Origin of the sequence: Streptomyces sp. NPDC002619 (genome assembly GCF_042889305.1) — a bacterium.
In the GTDB taxonomy this organism is placed as follows: domain Bacteria; phylum Actinomycetota; class Actinomycetes; order Streptomycetales; family Streptomycetaceae; genus Streptomyces.
This window is the reverse complement of sequence record NZ_JBIAQV010000005.1, coordinates 133,062-151,166: the sequence shown is the minus strand read 5'-3', so window position 1 is coordinate 151,166 and position 18,105 is coordinate 133,062. Positions and strand designations below refer to the sequence as shown.

Annotated in this window: 16 protein-coding genes and 1 pseudogene; 11 read left to right on the top strand and 6 right to left on the bottom strand. The window is 71.4% G+C overall.

Annotated elements, in window-relative coordinates:
• Positions 1–26 precede the first annotated feature (26 nt).
• The 3 genes from ACFYXB_RS11760 to ACFYXB_RS11750 are packed head-to-tail and all read left to right on the top strand — an operon-like array spanning position 27 to position 2,699.
• Positions 27–812: an SDR family oxidoreductase gene (locus tag ACFYXB_RS11760; protein ID WP_389580542.1), complete on the top strand. Its 786-nt coding sequence runs from the start codon at positions 27–29 to the stop codon at positions 810–812.
• Positions 813–842: 30 nt separating this feature from the next.
• The gene (locus ACFYXB_RS11755) at positions 843–1,514 is read left to right on the top strand and encodes a TetR/AcrR family transcriptional regulator (protein ID WP_389580539.1); all 672 of its coding nucleotides are present in this window, start codon (positions 843–845) and stop codon (positions 1,512–1,514) included.
• Positions 1,515–1,541: 27 nt separating this feature from the next.
• Positions 1,542–2,699 carry an acetyl-CoA C-acetyltransferase gene (locus ACFYXB_RS11750; protein ID WP_389580537.1) on the top strand — a complete coding sequence of 386 codons (1,158 nt, stop codon included), beginning with the start codon at positions 1,542–1,544 and terminating at the stop codon, positions 2,697–2,699.
• 24 nt (positions 2,700–2,723) lie between these two features.
• On the opposite strand, the gene ACFYXB_RS11745 is transcribed toward ACFYXB_RS11750, so the two are convergent.
• From ACFYXB_RS11745 to ACFYXB_RS11730, 4 genes are read right to left on the bottom strand one after another with little or no spacing between them, the layout of a single operon-like run.
• Entirely contained in the window at positions 2,724–3,782 is a 1,059-nt protein-coding gene (locus ACFYXB_RS11745) for an NAD(P)H-dependent flavin oxidoreductase (RefSeq protein ID WP_389580533.1), read from the bottom strand.
• Entirely contained in the window at positions 3,782–4,510 is a 729-nt protein-coding gene (locus ACFYXB_RS11740) for a CoA-transferase subunit beta (RefSeq protein WP_389580531.1), read from the bottom strand. Before ACFYXB_RS11740 ends, ACFYXB_RS11745 begins: the two co-directional genes overlap by 1 nt.
• Positions 4,507–5,355, bottom strand: coding sequence for a CoA transferase subunit A (locus tag ACFYXB_RS11735; protein WP_389580529.1), 849 nt, complete (start codon positions 5,353–5,355; stop codon positions 4,507–4,509). Before ACFYXB_RS11735 ends, ACFYXB_RS11740 begins: the two co-directional genes overlap by 4 nt.
• Positions 5,356–6,099 carry an enoyl-CoA hydratase family protein gene (locus ACFYXB_RS11730; RefSeq protein ID WP_389580527.1) on the bottom strand — a complete coding sequence of 248 codons (744 nt, stop codon included), beginning with the start codon at positions 6,097–6,099 and terminating at the stop codon, positions 5,356–5,358. It abuts the gene before it with no gap.
• Between the two features lie 101 nt (positions 6,100–6,200).
• On the opposite strand from ACFYXB_RS11730, the gene ACFYXB_RS11725 reads away from it, so the two are divergent.
• On the top strand, positions 6,201–6,971 hold the full coding sequence (locus ACFYXB_RS11725) for an SDR family oxidoreductase (RefSeq protein ID WP_389580525.1): 771 nt from the start codon (positions 6,201–6,203) through the stop codon (positions 6,969–6,971).
• Entirely contained in the window at positions 6,968–7,873 is a 906-nt protein-coding gene (locus ACFYXB_RS11720; RefSeq protein WP_389580521.1) for an SDR family oxidoreductase, read from the top strand. Before ACFYXB_RS11725 ends, ACFYXB_RS11720 begins: the two co-directional genes overlap by 4 nt.
• A 6-nt stretch (positions 7,874–7,879) precedes the next feature.
• On the opposite strand, the gene ACFYXB_RS11715 is transcribed toward ACFYXB_RS11720, so the two are convergent.
• Positions 7,880–8,761: a hypothetical protein gene (locus ACFYXB_RS11715; protein ID WP_389580519.1), complete on the bottom strand. Its 882-nt coding sequence runs from the start codon at positions 8,759–8,761 to the stop codon at positions 7,880–7,882.
• A gap of 63 nt (positions 8,762–8,824) precedes the next feature.
• Between ACFYXB_RS11715 and ACFYXB_RS11710 the strand changes: the two are divergent.
• From ACFYXB_RS11710 to ACFYXB_RS11685, 6 genes and pseudogenes are all read left to right on the top strand, one after another.
• Positions 8,825–9,337, top strand: a pseudogene (locus tag ACFYXB_RS11710) (helix-turn-helix transcriptional regulator); the annotation flags it as partial.
• Between the two features lie 79 nt (positions 9,338–9,416).
• A complete protein-coding gene (locus tag ACFYXB_RS11705) occupies positions 9,417–9,767 on the top strand; it encodes a chorismate mutase (RefSeq protein WP_389580516.1) in 351 nt (116 codons plus the stop codon).
• A gap of 137 nt (positions 9,768–9,904) precedes the next feature.
• Positions 9,905–10,504, top strand: a complete 600-nt coding sequence (locus ACFYXB_RS11700) for a two-component system response regulator (protein ID WP_389580514.1) — start codon at positions 9,905–9,907, stop codon at positions 10,502–10,504.
• A 56-nt stretch (positions 10,505–10,560) separates the two neighbouring features.
• The gene (pepN, locus tag ACFYXB_RS11695; protein ID WP_389580512.1) at positions 10,561–13,056 is read left to right on the top strand and encodes an aminopeptidase N; all 2,496 of its coding nucleotides are present in this window, start codon (positions 10,561–10,563) and stop codon (positions 13,054–13,056) included.
• 334 nt (positions 13,057–13,390) lie between these two features.
• The gene (locus ACFYXB_RS11690) at positions 13,391–14,752 is read left to right on the top strand and encodes a pyridoxal phosphate-dependent decarboxylase family protein (protein ID WP_389580509.1); all 1,362 of its coding nucleotides are present in this window, start codon (positions 13,391–13,393) and stop codon (positions 14,750–14,752) included.
• On the top strand, positions 14,749–16,158 hold the full coding sequence (locus ACFYXB_RS11685) for a SidA/IucD/PvdA family monooxygenase (RefSeq protein WP_351351233.1): 1,410 nt from the start codon (positions 14,749–14,751) through the stop codon (positions 16,156–16,158). The genes ACFYXB_RS11690 and ACFYXB_RS11685 overlap by 4 nt, the downstream gene beginning before the upstream one ends.
• A 57-nt stretch (positions 16,159–16,215) precedes the next feature.
• Here ACFYXB_RS11685 and ACFYXB_RS11680 read toward each other — a convergent pair whose 3' ends face one another.
• Positions 16,216–18,024: a bifunctional metallophosphatase/5'-nucleotidase gene (locus ACFYXB_RS11680; protein ID WP_389580506.1), complete on the bottom strand. Its 1,809-nt coding sequence runs from the start codon at positions 18,022–18,024 to the stop codon at positions 16,216–16,218.
• Between the last annotated feature and the right edge of the window lie 81 nt (positions 18,025–18,105).

Below are 18,105 nucleotides of genomic sequence, written 5' to 3'. Positions count from 1 at the left end.
AGTGTTTGGTAGGTTAGCGTGGCGCTATGACAGGCGTCGAGAGTCCGGCGTACGTACCCGGGCACGGGCTGCTGAAGGGGCGCACCGCCGTCATCACCGCGGCGGCCGGCGCCGGGATCGGTGGGGCCACCGCCCGCCGCTTCCTGGAAGAGGGCGCCCACGTGCTGATCAGCGACGCGCACCCGCGGCGCCTGAAGGAGCACGAGGCCGCGCTGGGACAGCAGTTCCCCGGCGCGGTGAGTGCGGTGCCCTGTGACGTCACCGACGAGTCCCAGGTCCGGACGCTCTTCGACACGGCTGTCCGGGAGCACGGACGGCTGGACATCGTCGTCAACAACGCCGGTCTGGGCGGGACTTCGCCACTGATCGACATGACCGACGAACAGTGGTCCCGCGTCCTGGACGTCACACTGAACGGCACCTTCCGCTGCACCCGCGCGGCACTGCGCGCGATGAAGGAGACGGGCGACGGCGTGATCGTCAACAACGCCTCCGTCGTCGGCTGGCGCGCCCAGGCCGGACAGGCCCACTACGCCGCCGCCAAGGCCGGGGTGATGGCCCTGACCCGGTGCGCCGCGATCGAGGCCGCCGCCTACGGGGTGCGGGTCAACGCGGTCGCGCCCAGCCTCGCCGTGCACCCCCACCTGGCCAAGGTGACCACCCCCGAAATCCTGGAGGAGCTGACCGCGCGGGAGGCCTTCGGGCGGTACGCCGAACCCTGGGAGGTCGCCAACGTGATCGTCTTCCTGGCCTCCGGCTACTCCTCGTACCTGACCGGCGAGGTCGTCTCCGTCAGCAGCCAGCATGCCTAGGCCGGCAGGGCCTGTGCCCACAATGGACCCGTGCCGACCAAGAAGAAGCCCCAGGTGACCGCCGCGAAGAAGCCCGCGGGCGGCGCGGCGGCGGAGCGCCGCCGCGAACTCCTCGACACCGCCGCCGAGGTCTTCGCCGAACAGGGCTACAACGCCACCACCGTACGCAAGATCGCGGGCCACGCGGGCATGCTCGCGGGCAGCCTCTACTACCACTTCGACTCCAAGGAATCGATGCTCGAGGAGATCCTGCGGACCTTCCTCGACGAACTCTGGGACGGCTACGACACCGTCCTCGACGCGGAACTCGGGCCCCGCGAGACCCTCGAGGCGCTCGTCACCGAGTCGTTCCGGGAGATCGACCGGCACCGCGCCGCCGTCGCGATCTACCAGAAGGAGTCCCGGCAGCTGGCCGCGCAGGAGCGCTTCACGTTCCTTGCCGACTCCCAGCGCAAGTTCGAGAAGGCGTGGCTCGCCACCCTGGAGCGCGGGGTCGCCGCGCGCGTCTTCCGGGCCGACCTCGACGTCCGGCTCACCTACCGCTTCGTGCGCGACACGGTGTGGGTCGCCGCGTCCTGGTACCGGCCCGGCGGACAGCACAGCCCCGAGGAGATCGCCCGGCAGTACCTGTCGATGGTGCTCGACGGCATCGCCGTACACCGAGCCGTACCCGAAGAGTCCAAAGAGTCCCTTCATACTTGAACATCCCTTCCATCAGGGGGAGTTGACATGGCCGAGGCCTACATCGTCGAAGCGGTCCGCACGCCCGTCGGGCGGCGCGGGGGCGGACTGAGCGGGGTCCACCCGGCCGACCTGGGCGCGCACGTGCTCAGGGAACTCGTCGCACGCGTCGGCGTGGACCCGGGCGCCGTCGAGGACGTCGTCTTCGGCTGCCTGGACACGGTGGGCCCGCAGGCCGGTGACATCGCCCGGACCTGCTGGCTGGCGGCCGGGCTGCCCGAGGAGGTGCCGGGCGTGACCGTCGACCGGCAGTGCGGCTCCTCCCAGCAGGCCGTGCACTTCGCGGCGCAGGCCGTGCTGTCCGGCACCCAGGACCTGGTGGTCGCCGGCGGCGTCCAGAACATGTCGCAGATCCCGATCGCCTACGCGACCCGGCAGGCCGCCGAGCCCCTCGGGTTCACGCAGGGCCCCTTCGCCGGCAGCACCGGCTGGCGCGCCCGGTACGGGACGCAGCCCGTCAACCAGTTCGCCGGCGCCGAGATGATCGCCGCCAAGTGGGGGATCAGCAGGCAGGACCAGGAGGAGTTCGCGCTGACCTCGCACCGGCGGGCGGCGCGGGCCATCGACGAGGGCCGCTTCGACCGCGAGCTCGCGCCCTACGGCGGCGTCACCGCCGACGAGGGCCCACGCCGGGACACCTCCCTGGAGAAGATGGCCGCACTGAAGCCGGTCGTCGACGGCGGCACCGTCACCGCCGCCTGCTCCTCCCAGGTCTCCGACGGCGCGGCGGCCATGCTGCTGGCCTCGGAGCACGCCGTCCGCGAGCACGGGCTGCGCCCCCGCGCCCGCGTCCACCACCTCTCCGTACGCGGCGAGGACCCCATCCGGATGCTCTCCGCCCCCATCCCGGCCACCGCGCACGCCCTGAAGAAGACCGGCCTGACCATCGACGCCCTCGACCTTGTGGAAATCAACGAGGCCTTCGCCCCCGTCGTGCTGGCCTGGCTGAAGGAGACGGGCGCCGACCCGGAGAAGGTCAACGTCAACGGCGGCGCGATCGCCCTCGGCCATCCGCTGGGCGCGACCGGGGTGCGGCTGATGACGACCCTGCTGCACGAACTGGAGCGCACCGGCGGCCGGTTCGGCCTCCAGACCATGTGCGAGGGCGGCGGCCAGGCCAACGTGACGATCATCGAACGGCTCTGACTCCCTCCAGCGACCTCAGCACGATCATCGAACGGCTCTGAGCCCCTCCAGCGACTTCAGCGTCTCCCCCGCCTCCCGCACGATCCGCTCCACCAGTTCCGCGCACGACGGCAGGTCGTCGATCACCCCGGCGACCTGCCCGGACGCCATCACCCCCAGATCTGTACGCCCGTCCACCATCGCGGACTTGAGCAGCATCGGCGTGTTCGCGGCGAGCAGGACCTGACTCCAGGACAGCTCCTTGCCGTGCCGCAGGGCGAGACCGTCGCCGACCATCCGCCGCCAGGTGAGCCCGGACAGCTTCCGGAACCGCGCCGCCCGCCGGACGGCCCGCAGCAGGGTCCGGGTACGGCCGGAGCGCTCCAGTGAGTCCACCAGGTCCGTCCGCAGCATCCGGTGCGGCAGCCCGTCGACCGCCCTGGTCACGGTGACGTCCCCGACGCCGGCCGCGAGATACCCGGCCTTCACCGCGTCCGGCACCGTCGAGTCCGAGGTGAGCAGGAACCGCGTGCCCATGGCGATGCCCGCCGCCCCGTACGCCAGCGCCGCGACCAGCCCCCGGCCGTCGAAGAACCCGCCCGCCGCCACCACCGGTATCCGCACCGCGTCCACCACCTGCGGCAACAGCACTGTCGTCGCCACCTCACCGGTGTGCCCGCCGCCCTCACCGCCCTGCACGATCACCGCGTCCGCGCCCCACGCCGCGACCTTCTCCGCGTGCCGCCGCGCCCCGACGGACGGCACGACCACCACACCCGCCTCCTTCAGCTCGGTGATCAGCTCACGGGAGGGAGCGAGCGCGAAGGACGCCACCCGCACACCCTCGTCGACGATCACGCGGACCCGGTCGCCGGCGTCACCCGCGTCCGCCCGCAGGTTCACCCCGAACGGCGCGTCCGTACGCGACCGCACCTCCCGTATCGCCGCACGCAGTTGATCGAGGGTCATCGTCGCGGAGCCCAGGATGCCAAGCCCGCCCGCGTTCGCCACAGCCGACACCAGCCGCGGCCCCGCCACCCAGCCCATCCCCGTCTGCACCACCGGGTGGCGGACCCCGGCCAGCCGGGTCAGCGCGGTATCCATCAGCTCCCCACCTCCCGTGCGCGGGTGCCCTCCGGGTCCAGCACGTCCCGGATCAGCCGCAGTTCCTCCACCGTCGGCTCGCGGGTGCACGGCACCTCGTGCGGCACCGTGAGCGGGAATCCAGTCGCCTCCTCCACCTGGGCCACAGTCACCCCAGGATGCAGCGAGGCCAGCCGCATCGAACGGTCCGGTGTGGCGAAGTCGAGGACACCCAGGTCGGTGACAACCCGCTCGATGCGATGGTGGCGGGCGGAGCCCGGATGCTCGGCGGCCCGGTCGTACCCCACGCCGCACACCAGGTCGACCCGCTCCACGAAGACCCGCCCGGAGTGCCGCGGGATCCAGTAACTCGTCGGATTGTTCAGCGTGTTGAGCGGCGCCCCACGCACCCCGAGCAGCTGCCGCCGGGGCCTGGCCCAGTCCCCGATACACGAGATGTTCTGGTTGCCGAACCGGTCGATCTGGCTCGCGCCCATCATCACGTGCCGCCGCCCGCCGGCCACCAGGGCCAGATGCTGCCGGTATGGCAACCAGCCCTCCGGCGTCCCGTCCGGCCGGACGAGCAACGCCTCGCCGTCGGTCAGCAGCAGGTCCGGCGCGAAGGCCAACCGGGCCAGCCGAGCGCCCAGCGACGGGATCAGGCCCATCGGACTGGCCAGGACCTCGCCCGCACCGCGCCAGACCTCGGCACAGGCGATCACGCAGTACTCGGCACGGGTGACCGTCACTGTTCCCTCCTCTGCCGGTCCTGCACCGCCGACTGGTAGGTCTGCTCGTCCCCGAACAGGAACCGCTCCTCGAACTCCGGCCAGGGGGCGCTCGCGTACTCCCGCTGAAAGCGCTCGTCCCTGCCGTAGTCCGGCGCGCAGGACGTGAAGTGCGCCCCGTTCGAAGCCTCGATCACCCCCGTCACCACATGCCGCTTGATCAGGAGCGACTGCGGTGCCGCTTCCTTCGTCAGCTCGGCCGTGTCCACGATCCGCTCGCACGACACGTATGCCGCGTCCGCCGCCTCGCAGAACAGGTCGTCGAAGTACGGGTCCGGGCCCAGATACTGCCCGTTGCCCAGCCGGTCGGCGCGGTTGACATGAACCAGGGCCGCGTCCAGGCGCAGGGCGGGCATGGCCACGAAGGTCTCCCCGTCCTCGTACGGCGAAGTGATCGTCCGCAGGCCGGGGTTGACCCGCATCACGTCCGAGCCGATCCCCGCCCGCACGGGCAGGAAGGGCAGCCGCTGGGCAGCCGCGCGCAGCCCCCACATGAACATCCCCTCGTCGACCTCCATCAGCTCCAAGGCCCCGCGCTCACGCGCCGCCCGGTAGTGCGGTTCGAGCGGGATCGAGTCGAGCGTGACGAAAGGGGCGACGAGCTTGCGGATCCGTCCGGCGGCGGCCAGCATCCCGACATCCGGGCCGCCGTACGAGACGACCGTGAGATCGCTGAGACCGGACCTCAGCAGCGCTCTGACCAGGGCCATCGGCTTGCGGCGCGACCCCCAGCCACCGATGCCGACGGTCATGCCGCTCGCCAGCTGGGACACGGCCTCGTCGGCGGTCATCGTCTTGTCGCTCATCTACGCACCCTCCTTCCCGAAGGCACTCCGGACCCGGTCGGCCACCCCGCTGAGGCCGGCCTCGAAGGTGAAGCCCTGCTCGAAGCGGTAGCTGCGGCGCACGTCGACCGGGTCGATCCCGTTGATGGCGGCCTTGGCCAGGCGCAGCAGCCGGCCGTCCTTGCCGGCGATCTCCCGCGCCAGCTCCAGCGCCGCCGCCCGTAACTCCGCGCGCGGCACGACGCGCCACACCGAGCCGTGCGCGTGCAACTCGGCCGCGCTCACCGTGCGGGAGGTGTAGTACAGCGTCCGCATCAGGTGCTGGGGGACCAGCCGGGCCAGATGCGTGGCGGCACCCAGCGCGCCCCGGTCCAGCTCGGGCAGCCCGAAGGTGGCGTCCTCGCTCGCCACGATCGCGTCCGCGTTCCCCACCAGGCCTATCCCGCCGCCCAGACAGAAGCCCTGCACCGCCGCGACGACCGGGATCTCGCACTCGTACACCGCCGCGAAGGCCTCCGCGCAGCCCTGGTTGGCGCCGATCAGCGCCTCCTGCCCCCGCGCCTGTATCTCCTTGATGTCCACGCCCGCGTTGAAGCCCCGCCCCTCGGCGGCCAGCACCACGCACCGCACCCCGGAATCGCGGCCCGCCGCCCGCACGGCCTCGGCCAGCGCGAACCAGCCTTGCACCGGCAGCGCGTTCACCGGCGGGAAGTCGACGGTGACGACGGAAATCCCCTTTTCCGGGGACGAGGTGGAGACACCCATGGATGCATCAGCTACCTTCGCACTCAGCACTTTTTCCACCAAACATTTGTTAGGTGGATGTCTTCGAAGCTAGCAGCCGCCACCGACCTGCGGGAGGGCCTGTGGATAACTCACCGCACCGCAGAACGGTGGTCGTCACCGGCGGCACCCGAGGAGTCGGCGCGGGCATCGCACGCGCCTTCGCCGAGGCCGGCGCCCGAGTCGTCGCCTGCGCCCGCAGACCTCCCGAAGCGCCGCTTCCGGGCGTGGAGTTCGCCCCCCTCGACCTGCGCGACCCGCCCGCCGTCCGCTCCTTCTTCGACGCGCTGCCCCGGCTCGACGTCCTCGTCAACAACGCGGGCGGCGCCCCCTACCGGCGGCTGGCCGACGCCGACGCCGAGCGGCACGCCCGGGTGATCGAGCTGAACCTCGTCACCCCGCTGACCGCCTCCCTCGCCGCCTACGACCAGCTCAGACGGGCGCGGGGCGCAGTCGTGATGATCGGCAGCGTCAGCGGCAGCCGCCCCTCGCCCGGCTCCGCGGCCTACGGCGCGGCCAAGGCCGGTCTTGAGAACCTGGCCCGCTCCATGGCCGTGGAATGGGCGCCGGAAGTCCGCGTCAACACGCTCGTCGTCGGCATGGTCCGCACCGAGCTGTCCCACCTGCACTACGGCGGCCCGGACGGCGTCGCAGCGGTCGCGGGCACCGTCCCGCTCGGACGGCTGGCCACCCCGTCCGACATCGGCGCCGCCGCCGTCTTCCTCGCCTCCGACGCCGCCGCCTACATCAGCGGGGCGAGCCTGCTCGTGCACGGGGGAGGGGAGCGGCCCGCGTTCCTGGACGCCGCGACGGTCAACGGCGACGGCCGACAAGAAAAAGGAGGAGTGACATGAGCGGCAGCTGCGAGGGCCGAGTCGTCGTGGTCACCGGTGCCGGGCGGGGGCTCGGGCGGGCCCACGCGCTCGCGTTCGCCGCCGAGGGCGCCCGGGTCGTCGTCAACGACCTGGGCGTGGGGCTGGGTGGGGAGCCCGGCTCGGACAGCCCTGCCGACCGGGTCGTCGAGGAGATCCGCGCGGCCGGCGGCGACGCGGTCGCGCACGGCGGCGACATCGCGACCAGCGCCGGTGCAGCGTCCCTGGTGGCGGCCGCCCTCGAGACGTACGGCAGGCTCGACACCCTGGTCAACAACGCCGGCTTCCTGCGCGACCGGATGCTCGTCAACCTCGACGAGGACGACTGGGACGCCGTCGTGCGCGTCCACCTCACGGGGCACTTCCTGACCCTGAAGCACGCGGCCGCCCACTGGCGGGCCGAGGCCAAGGCGGGGCGGACCCCGGTGGCCCGGATCGTCAACACCAGCAGCGGCGCCGGGCTGCTGGGCTCGCTCGGACAGGGGAACTACAGCGCCGCCAAGGCCGGGATCGTCGGGCTGACGCTGGTCGCGGCGGCCGAACTGCGCCGCTACGGCGTCCAGGTCAACGCGATCGCCCCCGCGGCCCGTACCCGGATGACGGAACACACCTTCGCCGAGACGATGGCCGCCCCCGGCTCCGGCTTCGACGCGATGGCCCCCGAGAACGTCTCCCCACTCGTGGTCTGGCTGGGCTCCGCCGCGAGCGCCGGAGTCACCGGCCGGATCTTCGAGACCGAGGGCGGCCGGATCACCGTCATGGAGGGCTGGCACCCGGGGCCCACCGCGGAGAAGGGGGCGCGCTGGACGCCGGCGGAGGCGGGGGAGACGGCACTGAAACTGCTCGCGGACGCGGAGCCGCCCATACCGGTGTACGGCGCATAGCCGCTCTCACGTGTCGCACTCCAGGACCGTCCGGCACAGGCCGCACCGCGCCCGCACCCGTCCCTTCACCGGCACCCTGATCCGCTGGTGGCAGGTGGGGCAGGGGAAGGAGACGCGCAGGTGGCCGACGCCGTCGGGGGTGAAGGTGTAGGGGACGCCGGGCTGGGGGCCCGGCGCGTGACGGCGGTCGCGGGCGTAGCGGCGGCGGCCCGCCCAGCCCGCGGCGGTCAGCGGAGGCTGCTGCTCGTCCTGGCGCGCCTGAGCCATGCCCTTGACGTACGCCGTGTACGCCTGCGGACTGGTGAACCACACCGACGGGTCCTCGCCGAAGGCCAGCGAGCGCTTCGCCAGCACGTACCCGAACTCCTCCGGGGTGAGATAGCCGAGCTTCTGCGACGACACCGTGTCCTCCCGGTACGCGTCCAGCAGGAGCCAGCCCGCGCCCAGGTACGTGGTCGCCGTGTCCGTGAGGATCTCGTTCTCCGCCGTACTGGGGAAGGACAGGTCGAGGCGGTGCAGATAGACGTGCATCACCTCGTGCGCCAACGCCGCGCCGATGTCCCGGCGATGCGTGCGGAACCGGTCGTTCAGGTCGACGAAGTACTCGGGGCCCGCAGCGAGTTCGACGTTCGCCGCATGCGTCATCTCCCGGAAGCTCACGATCAGACGGGCGTCCGGCAGCCGGAAGTGCCGCACGATCTCACGTGCCACCCGCTGGGCCCCCAGATACAGGTCGTCGGTGTCGCAGAACGCCACGTCCGCGGGGGCCACGCTGGTGGAAAAGGTCTGGACGGTGTCGTACGAGAGGCGTCGGTACAGCGCCGTGACGGCGGCCCGCACCGTCTCCAGATGCGGGTAGCCGTGCTGGACCGGTCCGCCGTTCGCCACGCCCGTACCCCCAAAGACGCCCTGGACTCCTCATCCACTCTAGGCGGGTGTGAGCCGATTTTCGCCGGTCCCCGCGCCGTCGTCGCCCGCATCGCCCGCGCCGCCCGCCGCGGCAACCCCCTCCTCGAGGTGGAGACCGGCGCCGCCGTCCATGAACTCCTCGTCGTCCTGCGCCGCGCCCGCGCCGACCTCGCCCCCGACGGCGACCAGGTGCTCCAGGCCCTCGCCCGCGACGCCTGCAAGACGATGTCCGTCGCCGACCACGCCGCCCGGCACGGCATGACCCCCGCCGAACTACGCGCCGCCGTCCGCCGCGCCGCCGGCTGCAGCCCCAAGGACTACCTGCTCGGCATCCGTCTGGGCCGCGCCAAGGAACTCCTCGCCGCCACCGAGCTGCCCGTCGCCGCCGTCGCCCGCCGCGTCGGCTACGACGACCCCGCCTACTTCTCCCGCCTGTTCACCCGCCGCGTCGGCATGGCACCGGTCCACTTCCGCGCCCAGCAGGGCCGCACCGTCCCCGGCGGCTGGAGCGACCGAGTGCCGGACCCCGACGATCCGCCCATGATCCACGAATGATCAGCCGATGACTCAGCCAGCGAACGGTCATTGATCCGCCGAAGATCGAGGCCCCGCACTCCCCGTAGGGTTGACCTCCATGACCACCAGCAACACCGGTACCGGTGACGTCCAGCCCGCCGTGCGGGAGGAACTCGACCGGCTGCGCGACAGCATCGACAACATCGACGCGGCCGTCGTCCACCTGCTCGCCGAGCGCTTCAAGGCCACCCAGCAGGTCGGCCGCCTCAAGGCCGTCCACCAGCTGCCGCCCGCCGACCCCGACCGCGAGGCACGGCAGATCGCACGGCTGCGCACCCTCGCCGAGAACGCCAAACTCGACCCGGCGTTCGCCGAGAAATTCCTGAACTTCATCATCGCCGAGGTGATCCGACACCACGAGCGCATCGCCGAGGACACCGCCAACGGCAAGCCGTCCGAGGCCAACTGACCCCGGTGACACAGACGGGGGAGTGACAGGACGGCCCGGGTGGGGCATGCTGCGTGTGCAGTCGTTGTCATCCGGCGAGCACTCCGTGTCAGTGCGCAGACGTGAGCCGGCTGTCCACGCGGGAGGAACGTCGGGCCATGCCGTCGGATGCCAGGATCCTCATCGTCGACGACCACCAGGACGCGCTCTATGCACTGGAGAGCGCCCTCGCCCCGCTCGGCCACCGGCTCGCCCGCGCCACCAGCGACGACGAGGCCCTCAAGCAAGTGATGCGCGGCCAGGTCGGCCTCCTCCTGCTCGACGTGCACACGCCCGGCGCCGACGGCCTGGACGTGGTGCGCTACCTGCGCCGCCTGGCACAGACCCAGCACATCCCCGTCATCCTGCTCACCGGCTTCGGCCGGGACCACGAACTGACCTCCGCCGCGTTCGGCCTGGGCGTCGCCGACCTCCTCCACAAACCCGTCGACCCCTGGGCCCTGCGCACCAAGGTCCGCTACCTCTACGACGCCCACCAGCGCAACCTCGCCCTGGAACGGGAGATCCGCGAACTGCGCGCCCTGACCACGGGCCGCACCGCCGGCGAGCCGCACCATCCGCGCACCACCGGCGAGCCGTACGACCCGCGCACCACCGGCGACGCGCACGGCCCGTGCACCGCCGGACGCCGCCCGGAGGGCCTGGTCCCGCCCCAGCGGAACCTCCGCAAGACCGCCCCGGCGCAGGACCGGACATAAGCCGTGTCGCGATCCACCCCTGTGCGCTGTCGGCGGCATCAGGCAGCATGGCCTGCATGTCCGTACTGACGCGCGACGAAGCGCAGCTGAGAGCAGAGCTCCTCGACGTCCACCGCTACACGATCGACCTCGATCTGACCGCAGGGGACGAGACCTTCGACTCACGCACGGTGATCCGGTTCACCACGCGGACCGACGGGGACACATTCGTCGAGGTCAAGCCCGCCGAGCTGCGCTCCGTCACGCTGGACGGACAACCCCTCGACCCGGAGAGCCTCGACCAGGACCGCGTGCCCCTGAAGAACCTCACCGCCGGAGAGCACGAGCTGCGCGTCGACGCGCGCATGAGCTTCTCCCGCACCGGCGAGGGCATGCACCGCTTCACCGACCCCACCGACGGCGAGACGTACCTCTACACCCAGCTGTTCATGGACGACGTGCAGCGCGTCTTCGCCGCCTTCGACCAGCCCGACCTCAAGGCCGTCTTCGAGCTGTCCGTCAAGGCACCCGAAGGCTGGACCGTCCTCGCCAACGGCATCACCGAACACCTCGGCGAAGGCCGCTGGCAGGCCGCCCCCACCCCGCTGATCTCCACCTACCTCGTCGCCGTCGCCGCCGGCCCCTTCCACTCCGTGCGCACCGAGCACCGCGGCCTGCCCTTCGGCATCCACTGCCGCCGCTCCCTCGCCCCCCACCTCGACGCCGACGCCGACGAGATCCTCGACGTCACGCGCGCGTGCTTCGACCGCTTCCACGAGAAGTTCGAGGAGCCCTACCCCTTCGACTCCTACGACCAGGCCTTCGTCCCCGAGTTCAACGCGGGCGCCATGGAGAACCCCGGACTGGTCACCTTCCGCGACGAGTTCGTCTTCCGCTCCGCCGTCACCGACACCGAGCGCCAGACCCGCGCCATGGTCATCGCCCACGAGATGGCCCACATGTGGTTCGGCGACCTCGTCACCCTCAAGTGGTGGGACGACATCTGGCTCAACGAGTCCTTCGCCGAGTACATGGGCTACCAGACCACCCTCGAAGCCACCCGCTTCACGGACACCTGGGTCGACTTCGGCGTCGCCCGCAAGGCCTGGGGCTACGACGCCGACCAGCGCCCCTCCACCCACCCCGTCGCCCCCGAGGCCGTCGACGACACCGCCGCCGCCCTCCTCAACTTCGACGGCATCTCCTACGCCAAGGGCGCCTCCGCCCTGCGCCAACTCGTCGCCTGGCTCGGCGAGAAGGACTTCCTCGCCGGCATCAACATCCACTTCGCCCGGCACAGGTTCGGCAACGCCACCCTCGCCGACTTCATCGACTCCCTCGCCGCCGCCACCGAACGCGACGTCCACGCCTGGGCCGACCAGTGGCTGCGCACCACCGGCGTCGACACACTCACCCCCGCCCTCAGCACCGCCGACGGCACCTGCACACTGACCGTCGAGCGCCACGGCAGCCGCCCGCACCGCATCACCGCCGGCCTGTACGACCTCGACGTCACCGGCGACGGCGGCCTCACCCTGCGCGAGCGCATCGACCTCGACATCCCACAGGTCGAACCCGAGCCCATCGGCAAGCGCCCCGCACTGCTCCTCCTCAACGACGGCGACCTGACCTACGCCAAGGTCCGCTTCGACGCCGAGTCCTTCGACGCGATCCGCACCGGCCTGTCCACACTGCCCGACCCGCTCACCCGCGCCGTCGTCTGGAACGCGCTCAGGGACGCCGTCCGTGACGGCGAACTCCCGCCCGCCGCCCACCTCGAGACCGCCCGCGCCCACCTGCCCCGCGAAACCGACCTCGCCCTCGTCCAGGGCGTACTCGCCTTCGCCTCCGCCCAGGTCGCCGGCCGCTACGTCACGCCCGAGGACCGCCCGGCCGCCCTGGCCACCCTCCGCTCCCTGTGCCGCGACCTCATCCGGCGCACCGAGGACGGCGACAACCCCAGCCTGCGGCTGATCGCAGTACGCCACTTCATCGACGTCTCCGCCCACCCCGACACCATCGCCGCCTGGCTCGCCGACGGCACCGTGCCCGGCGGACCCGAACTCGACCCCGAGCTGCGCTGGCGCATCCTCGGCCGGCTCGCCGTGCTCGGCGCCACCGGAGAGGCCGCCATCGCCGCAGAGCTGGAGCGCGACCCGAGCGCCACCGGCCAGGAGGGCGCAGCCCGTTGCCGCGCCGCGCTGCCCGACCCGGAGGCCAAGCGCACGGCCTGGGAGGCGATGTTCGTCACGGACGACCTCTCGAACTACCTCTTCACGGCCACCGCCCGAGGCTTCTGGCAGCCCGAACAGGCCGATCTGATCCGGGAGTACGTGCCCCAGTACTACGAGGACGCGGTCGCCCTCGCCGCCCGCCGCGGCCCCGCCATCGCGACGGCCGTGGGCCGCTGGGCCTTCCCGACCCACGCCGTCGACGCCGAGAACCTCGCCCTCGGCGAGGCCTGCCTGCGCGACGCCGACCCGGCCACCGCGCTACGCCGCAGCCTGGCCGACCAACTCGACGATCTCGCACGGGCGTTGCGGGTCCGGGAGGATAGAGGCGCGGAGGCGTAGGACGTGCGGCGGTGGGGCTGATACGGCAGTCCCACCGCTGCCTCAGCTGCCTCAGCTGCCTCAACTCAACGGTTCCCTCAGCCCCACCGCTCCCCGTTACGCCGCAACTCGGCCCGCCGGGCAAGTCGGGGGAGAACCCCGGCACGTCGAGGAAGAACGCGTCAACCATCCGACCGACGCCACCCCTCGCCCCACCCGGCCCCAACACGTTTTCCCCGCACGGGAGTACCCACTTTCGGGTTCCGTTCGTTGGACTTTCGGGCGCGTCGGCTTCCTGGCGTTCAAGCTGGAATCCCATGGTCGTTTCCCTGCCCGCCGCCCCGGAGGTGAGCCCATGACCACGCCGCCGCCCCTGGCCTCAGGACCCGAAGGCCCCGACGCCCTGCGGCCGTTGCTCGCCGCCGTACTCGACGCGCTGCGCGACGGGCGCCAGGCCCGCGGCGGACCGCTGCCCGCGGGCGGACCCGCGGCCGTCGGCGCGCGGATCACGGACGCCGTGGGAGACGTCCTGCCCGACGACGGCGACCCCGATGCCCTGCGCACCCTCGTACGCGCCCTCGCCGAAGGCGCCGCCGACCCCGCCGACCCCCTCTGCGCGGCCCACCTGCACGGCCCGCCGCTCGCCGTAGCGGCCGCCGCCGACCTCGCCGCGAGCGTCCTCAACCCCTCCCTGGACTCCTGGGACCAGGCCCCCGCCGCCTCCGCCCTCGAGGCCATCGTCACCCGTGAACTCGCCCACGAGATCGGCCTCGCCGACTCCCTCGTCACCACCGGCGGCACCGAGTCCAACCAACTCGCCCTGCTCCTCGCCCGCGAAGCCCACGGCGGCAGCGTCCGCCTGGTCTGCGGCGCCAACGCCCACCACTCCCTGCCCCGCGCCGCCTGGCTGCTCGGCCTGCCCGACCCGGTGATCGTCCCCGCACCCAACGGCACCCTCGACCCCGCCGCCCTCAACGAGGCCCTCACCCGCTTCACCGGCCCCCTCCTCGTCGCCGCCACCGCGGGCACCACCGACGCCGGACTCATCGACGCACTGCCCGAGATCGCCGGCCTGTGCGCCGCCCACGGAACCCGCCTGCACATCGACGCCGCGTACGGCGGCGGGCTCGTCTTCAGCGACCGGCACCGCGAAAAACTCGCCGGACTCGAAGCCGCCCACACCGTCACCCTCGACCTGCACAAACTCGGCTGGCAACCGGTCGCCGCAGGCCTCCTCGCCGTCGCCCGCCCCCGCGAACTCGCCGTCCTCCACCAGCACGCCGACTACCTCAACGCCGACGACGACACCGAAGCCGGCCTCCCCGACCTCCTAGGCCGCTCCCTGCGCACCACCCGCCGCCCCGACGTCCTCAAGATCGCCGTCACCCTCAGGACCCTCGGCCGCACCGGCCTCGGCGCCCTCGTCGACCAGGTCTGCGCGCGGGCACGCGAGTTCGCCGCCCTCGTCCAGGACCACCCGGGCTTCGAGCTGTACGACGGGCCCGTCATCAGCACCGTCCTGTTCCGGCCCGTCCTGGCCACCGACGACGCCGTGGCCGCCCTCAGGCGCACCCTGCTGCACGACGGCCGCGCCGTCCTCGGCCGGGCCCGCCTCGACGGCCGCCTCTGGCTCAAGGTAACCCTCCTCAACCCCCACACCCGCCCGGACGAACTGGCCGGCCTACTGAAACTCGTGGAAGGAACCAACCCCGGATGACCCGCCCCCCACACCACGAGACCGCAGCACCCCGCGACCTGGTCGGCATCGGCATCGGCCCCTTCAACCTCTCCCTCGCCGCCCTCGCCCACCCCCTCACCGAACTCGACACCGTCTTCTACGAACAACGCCCAGGCTTCGACTGGCACCCCGGACTCCTCATCGACGGCGCCACCCTCCAAGTCCCCTTCCTCGCCGACCTGGTGACCCTCGCCGACCCCGCCAGCCGCTGGTCGTTCCTCAACTACCTCAAAACCCGCGACCGCCTCTTCCCCTTCTACTTCGCCGAACGCTTCCACATCCAGCGCGCCGAATACGACGCCTACTGCCGCTGGGTCGCCGAAAACCTCCCCGGCCTGCACTTCTCCCACCAGGCCGACGCCGTCCGCTGGAACGCCGAACGCGACGTCTTCGAAGTCGACTACACCCAACTCGACAGCAACGCAGAAGCCGAGGCACTCGGCCGCGCCTACACCAGAAACGTCGTCCTAGGCGTCGGCACCGCCCCCCACGTACCCGATCCGCTCAGCCCCCTCGTCGACACCCCCGGCGTGCCCGTCGTCCACGCCGCCGACTACCTCGAACACCGCGAGACCTTCCTCACCGCCGGACACGTCACCGTCGTCGGCTCAGGACAGTCCGGCGCCGAAGTCTTCCTCGACCTGCTGCGCCACCGCCCACCCGGCCGCGAGAACCTGCACTGGATCGGACGCTCCGAGTCCTTCGCCCCCATGGAGTACTCCAAACTCGGCCTCGAACACTTCACCCCCGACTACACCCGCTACTTCCACGCCCTTACCGAACCCGTCCGCGACCAGCTCGTCGCCGCCCAGTGGCAACTCCACAAAGGCATCGGCGCCGACACCATGGCCGCCATCCACGACGAGCTCTACCGCCGCAGCCTGCACGGCGGCTGGCCCGACACCGTCCTCACACCCGGCGTCCAGGTCCGCACCGCCGGCCGCATCGCCACCAACAAAGTCGAACTCCACCTCGAACACATCCAGCAGAACACCCGCTCCCGGCTCACCACCGACGCCGTCGTCCTCGCCACCGGCTACCGCGAACGCCCCCTCGGGCGCATCCTCGCCGGACTCGACCCCCACCTGCGCCGCGACGCCGCCGGACGCCCACGCATCGACGAGGAGTTCCGACTCGTCCTCGACCCCTCCGTCACCGGCACCGTGTACGTGCAAAACGCCGAACTCCACACCCACGGCGTCGGCACCCCCGACCTCGGCCTCGCCGCCTGGCGCAGCGCCACCATCCTCAACTCCCTGACCGGAAAAGACCCCTACCCCCTGCCCGCCCGCACCGCCTTCACCAGCTTCGGCCTCGAACCACACCCCCAGCTCCCAACGGCCCGCAGGACCACCACGCTCACCCCGCTCAGCGACGCAAGATGAGAAACGGCCGACGGCGCCGGCGAAAGTCATCGCCGGCGCCGTCGGACTGACAGGGTTCTAGAACACAGGCGTGCCGTCGCGCGTCAGCTTCCAGTCCACCGACGCGAAGTCCTTCGGGTCCAGGACACCCTTCGCCGTCGCCCACTCCGCGATCCGCGTCCGGATCTCCGTCGACTCCGACCACAGCTCCTGCGCCGAAGCCACGTGCGGGAACGCGCCGCCACCGTTCGCCCGGTAGTTGTTCACCGCGAACACGAACTGCTGCGCGTCGTCCAGCGCCGCACCGTTGAACGTGAGGTTCTTGATCCGCGAACCCGCCGGCTGCGCCACGTCGATGTCGTACTGGACGCCCGACACATAGTCGTAGTTGTAGTCCGGACGGCCGTTCGCGTTCGTCAGCTTGTCCACGTCCACCACCGCGTCCGCGGCCGTCTGGACGTAGTACGCCGCCGAGTACTCCAGGTACGCCCGCACCTGAGCACCCGTCAGCAGCTTCGCGACCAGCGTGTTGTCGTACACATACAGGCTCGACAGATCCCGGATCGTCACATTTCCGGCCGGGATCTGCGAGGTGCGCGAGAACGGCGAGGCCTGCGAGATCACCGGCAGCGAGGCATACTGCGTGCCCGCCAGCGCCGCCTTGACCACGTCCTCCTGGACCTTGTTGATCAGGTCGATGATCGGCGCGTCCTTGTAGCGGGCGTCCACCGTGGTCAGCGTCACCGTCGCGGTGCCGACGACCTGGTTGACGTACTCGACGACCTTCTCGTGCTCGTCCGTCAGCAGCTTGGTGATCTTCGGGTCCGCGGCGACCGAGTTCGAGTTCAGCAGCGACGCCGCCACCGACTCGACCTCCCAGCGGCCCTTGCTGAACACCAGCTCGACGTCGAACACCGTGAGGCGCTCACCCCACATCAGCGGCTCCGACAGCACGACCGACTTCCCGGTCTGCTCGTTGACGACCTTCTGCTCCGGGATCTCCACATGCGCGTGCCCGACCAGGATCGCGTCGATGCCCGGCACCTGCCGGGCCACGTTGGCAGCCGCGTTCTCCACATACGGCAGCTGGTCACCGTACGAAGACGTGCCCGACGCGCCCGAGTGCGCCGACACGATCACGACGTCCGCGCCCAGCGACTTCAGCTTCGGCACCCACTTCGCGGCCTGCTCCTCCAGACCCGGGAACGCCAGTTTGCCCTGCACATATGCCTTGTCCCAGATCGCGATACCCGGGTTCGTCAGCCCGAGGACGGCGACCTTCACCGGCCGGGCGCCCGGAACGCGGAACTCCTTGATGAAGTACGGCGGGAACGCGGGCCGCAGCGACTTCGCGTCCACCGCGTTGGCGCCCAGCAGCGGAAAGTCCAGTTGGTCCTCGAACTTGCGCAGCGTCTCGATGCCGTAGTTGAACTCATGGTTGCCGAGCGCCGCCGCGTCGTACCCGATCGCGTTCATCGCCAGCGCCATCGGGTGCACCGGGCCGCCCTTGGCGGTGATCGGGTCGACCTTCGCGTAGTAGTACGTCAGCGGGGTGCCCTGGATCGTGTCGCCCGCGTCGATCAGCAGGGTGTTGCAGCGGCCCTTCGCCTCACGCACCTCGTTCACCAGGGTCGAGATACGGGCCAGGCCGACCGCGTTGCCGGCCTTGTCGGAGTAGTCCGCGTTCTTGAAGTAGTCCCAGTTGAAGACGTTCCCGTGCAGGTCCGTCGTGCCCATGACGGTCAGCGAGTACCTCTTCGACTGCTTCGCGGAGGCCGGCGACGCCGTCGTGGCGTGCGCCGCCGGAGCCACCGCCTGGGTGGCCAGCGCGACCCCCGCCCCGGTGACGGCGGACTTCTTCAGGAACTTCCGACGGTTCAACGGCATGTCTGGATCTCCTCGGGGAACGGTCAACGACGCGCGTAGATTGTGACCTGGGCATGACTTACAGCAACAGGTCCAGGAGGT

Coding starts and splice junctions, on each gene's coding strand:
- ACFYXB_RS11760 (WP_389580542.1), top strand. CDS start 27: ATGACAGGCGTCGAGAGTCCGGCGTACGTACCCGGGCACGGGCTGCTG.
- ACFYXB_RS11750 (WP_389580537.1), top strand. CDS start 1,542: ATGGCCGAGGCCTACATCGTCGAAGCGGTCCGCACGCCCGTCGGGCGG.
- ACFYXB_RS11745 (WP_389580533.1), bottom strand. CDS start 3,782: ATGGATACCGCGCTGACCCGGCTGGCCGGGGTCCGCCACCCGGTGGTG.
- ACFYXB_RS11735 (WP_389580529.1), bottom strand. CDS start 5,355: ATGAGCGACAAGACGATGACCGCCGACGAGGCCGTGTCCCAGCTGGCG.
- ACFYXB_RS11730 (WP_389580527.1), bottom strand. CDS start 6,099: ATGGGTGTCTCCACCTCGTCCCCGGAAAAGGGGATTTCCGTCGTCACC.
- ACFYXB_RS11720 (WP_389580521.1), top strand. CDS start 6,968: ATGAGCGGCAGCTGCGAGGGCCGAGTCGTCGTGGTCACCGGTGCCGGG.
- ACFYXB_RS11705 (WP_389580516.1), top strand. CDS start 9,417: ATGACCACCAGCAACACCGGTACCGGTGACGTCCAGCCCGCCGTGCGG.
- ACFYXB_RS11700 (WP_389580514.1), top strand. CDS start 9,905: ATGCCGTCGGATGCCAGGATCCTCATCGTCGACGACCACCAGGACGCG.
- pepN (WP_389580512.1), top strand. CDS start 10,561: ATGTCCGTACTGACGCGCGACGAAGCGCAGCTGAGAGCAGAGCTCCTC.
- ACFYXB_RS11690 (WP_389580509.1), top strand. CDS start 13,391: ATGACCACGCCGCCGCCCCTGGCCTCAGGACCCGAAGGCCCCGACGCC.
- ACFYXB_RS11685 (WP_351351233.1), top strand. CDS start 14,749: ATGACCCGCCCCCCACACCACGAGACCGCAGCACCCCGCGACCTGGTC.
- ACFYXB_RS11680 (WP_389580506.1), bottom strand. CDS start 18,024: ATGCCGTTGAACCGTCGGAAGTTCCTGAAGAAGTCCGCCGTCACCGGG.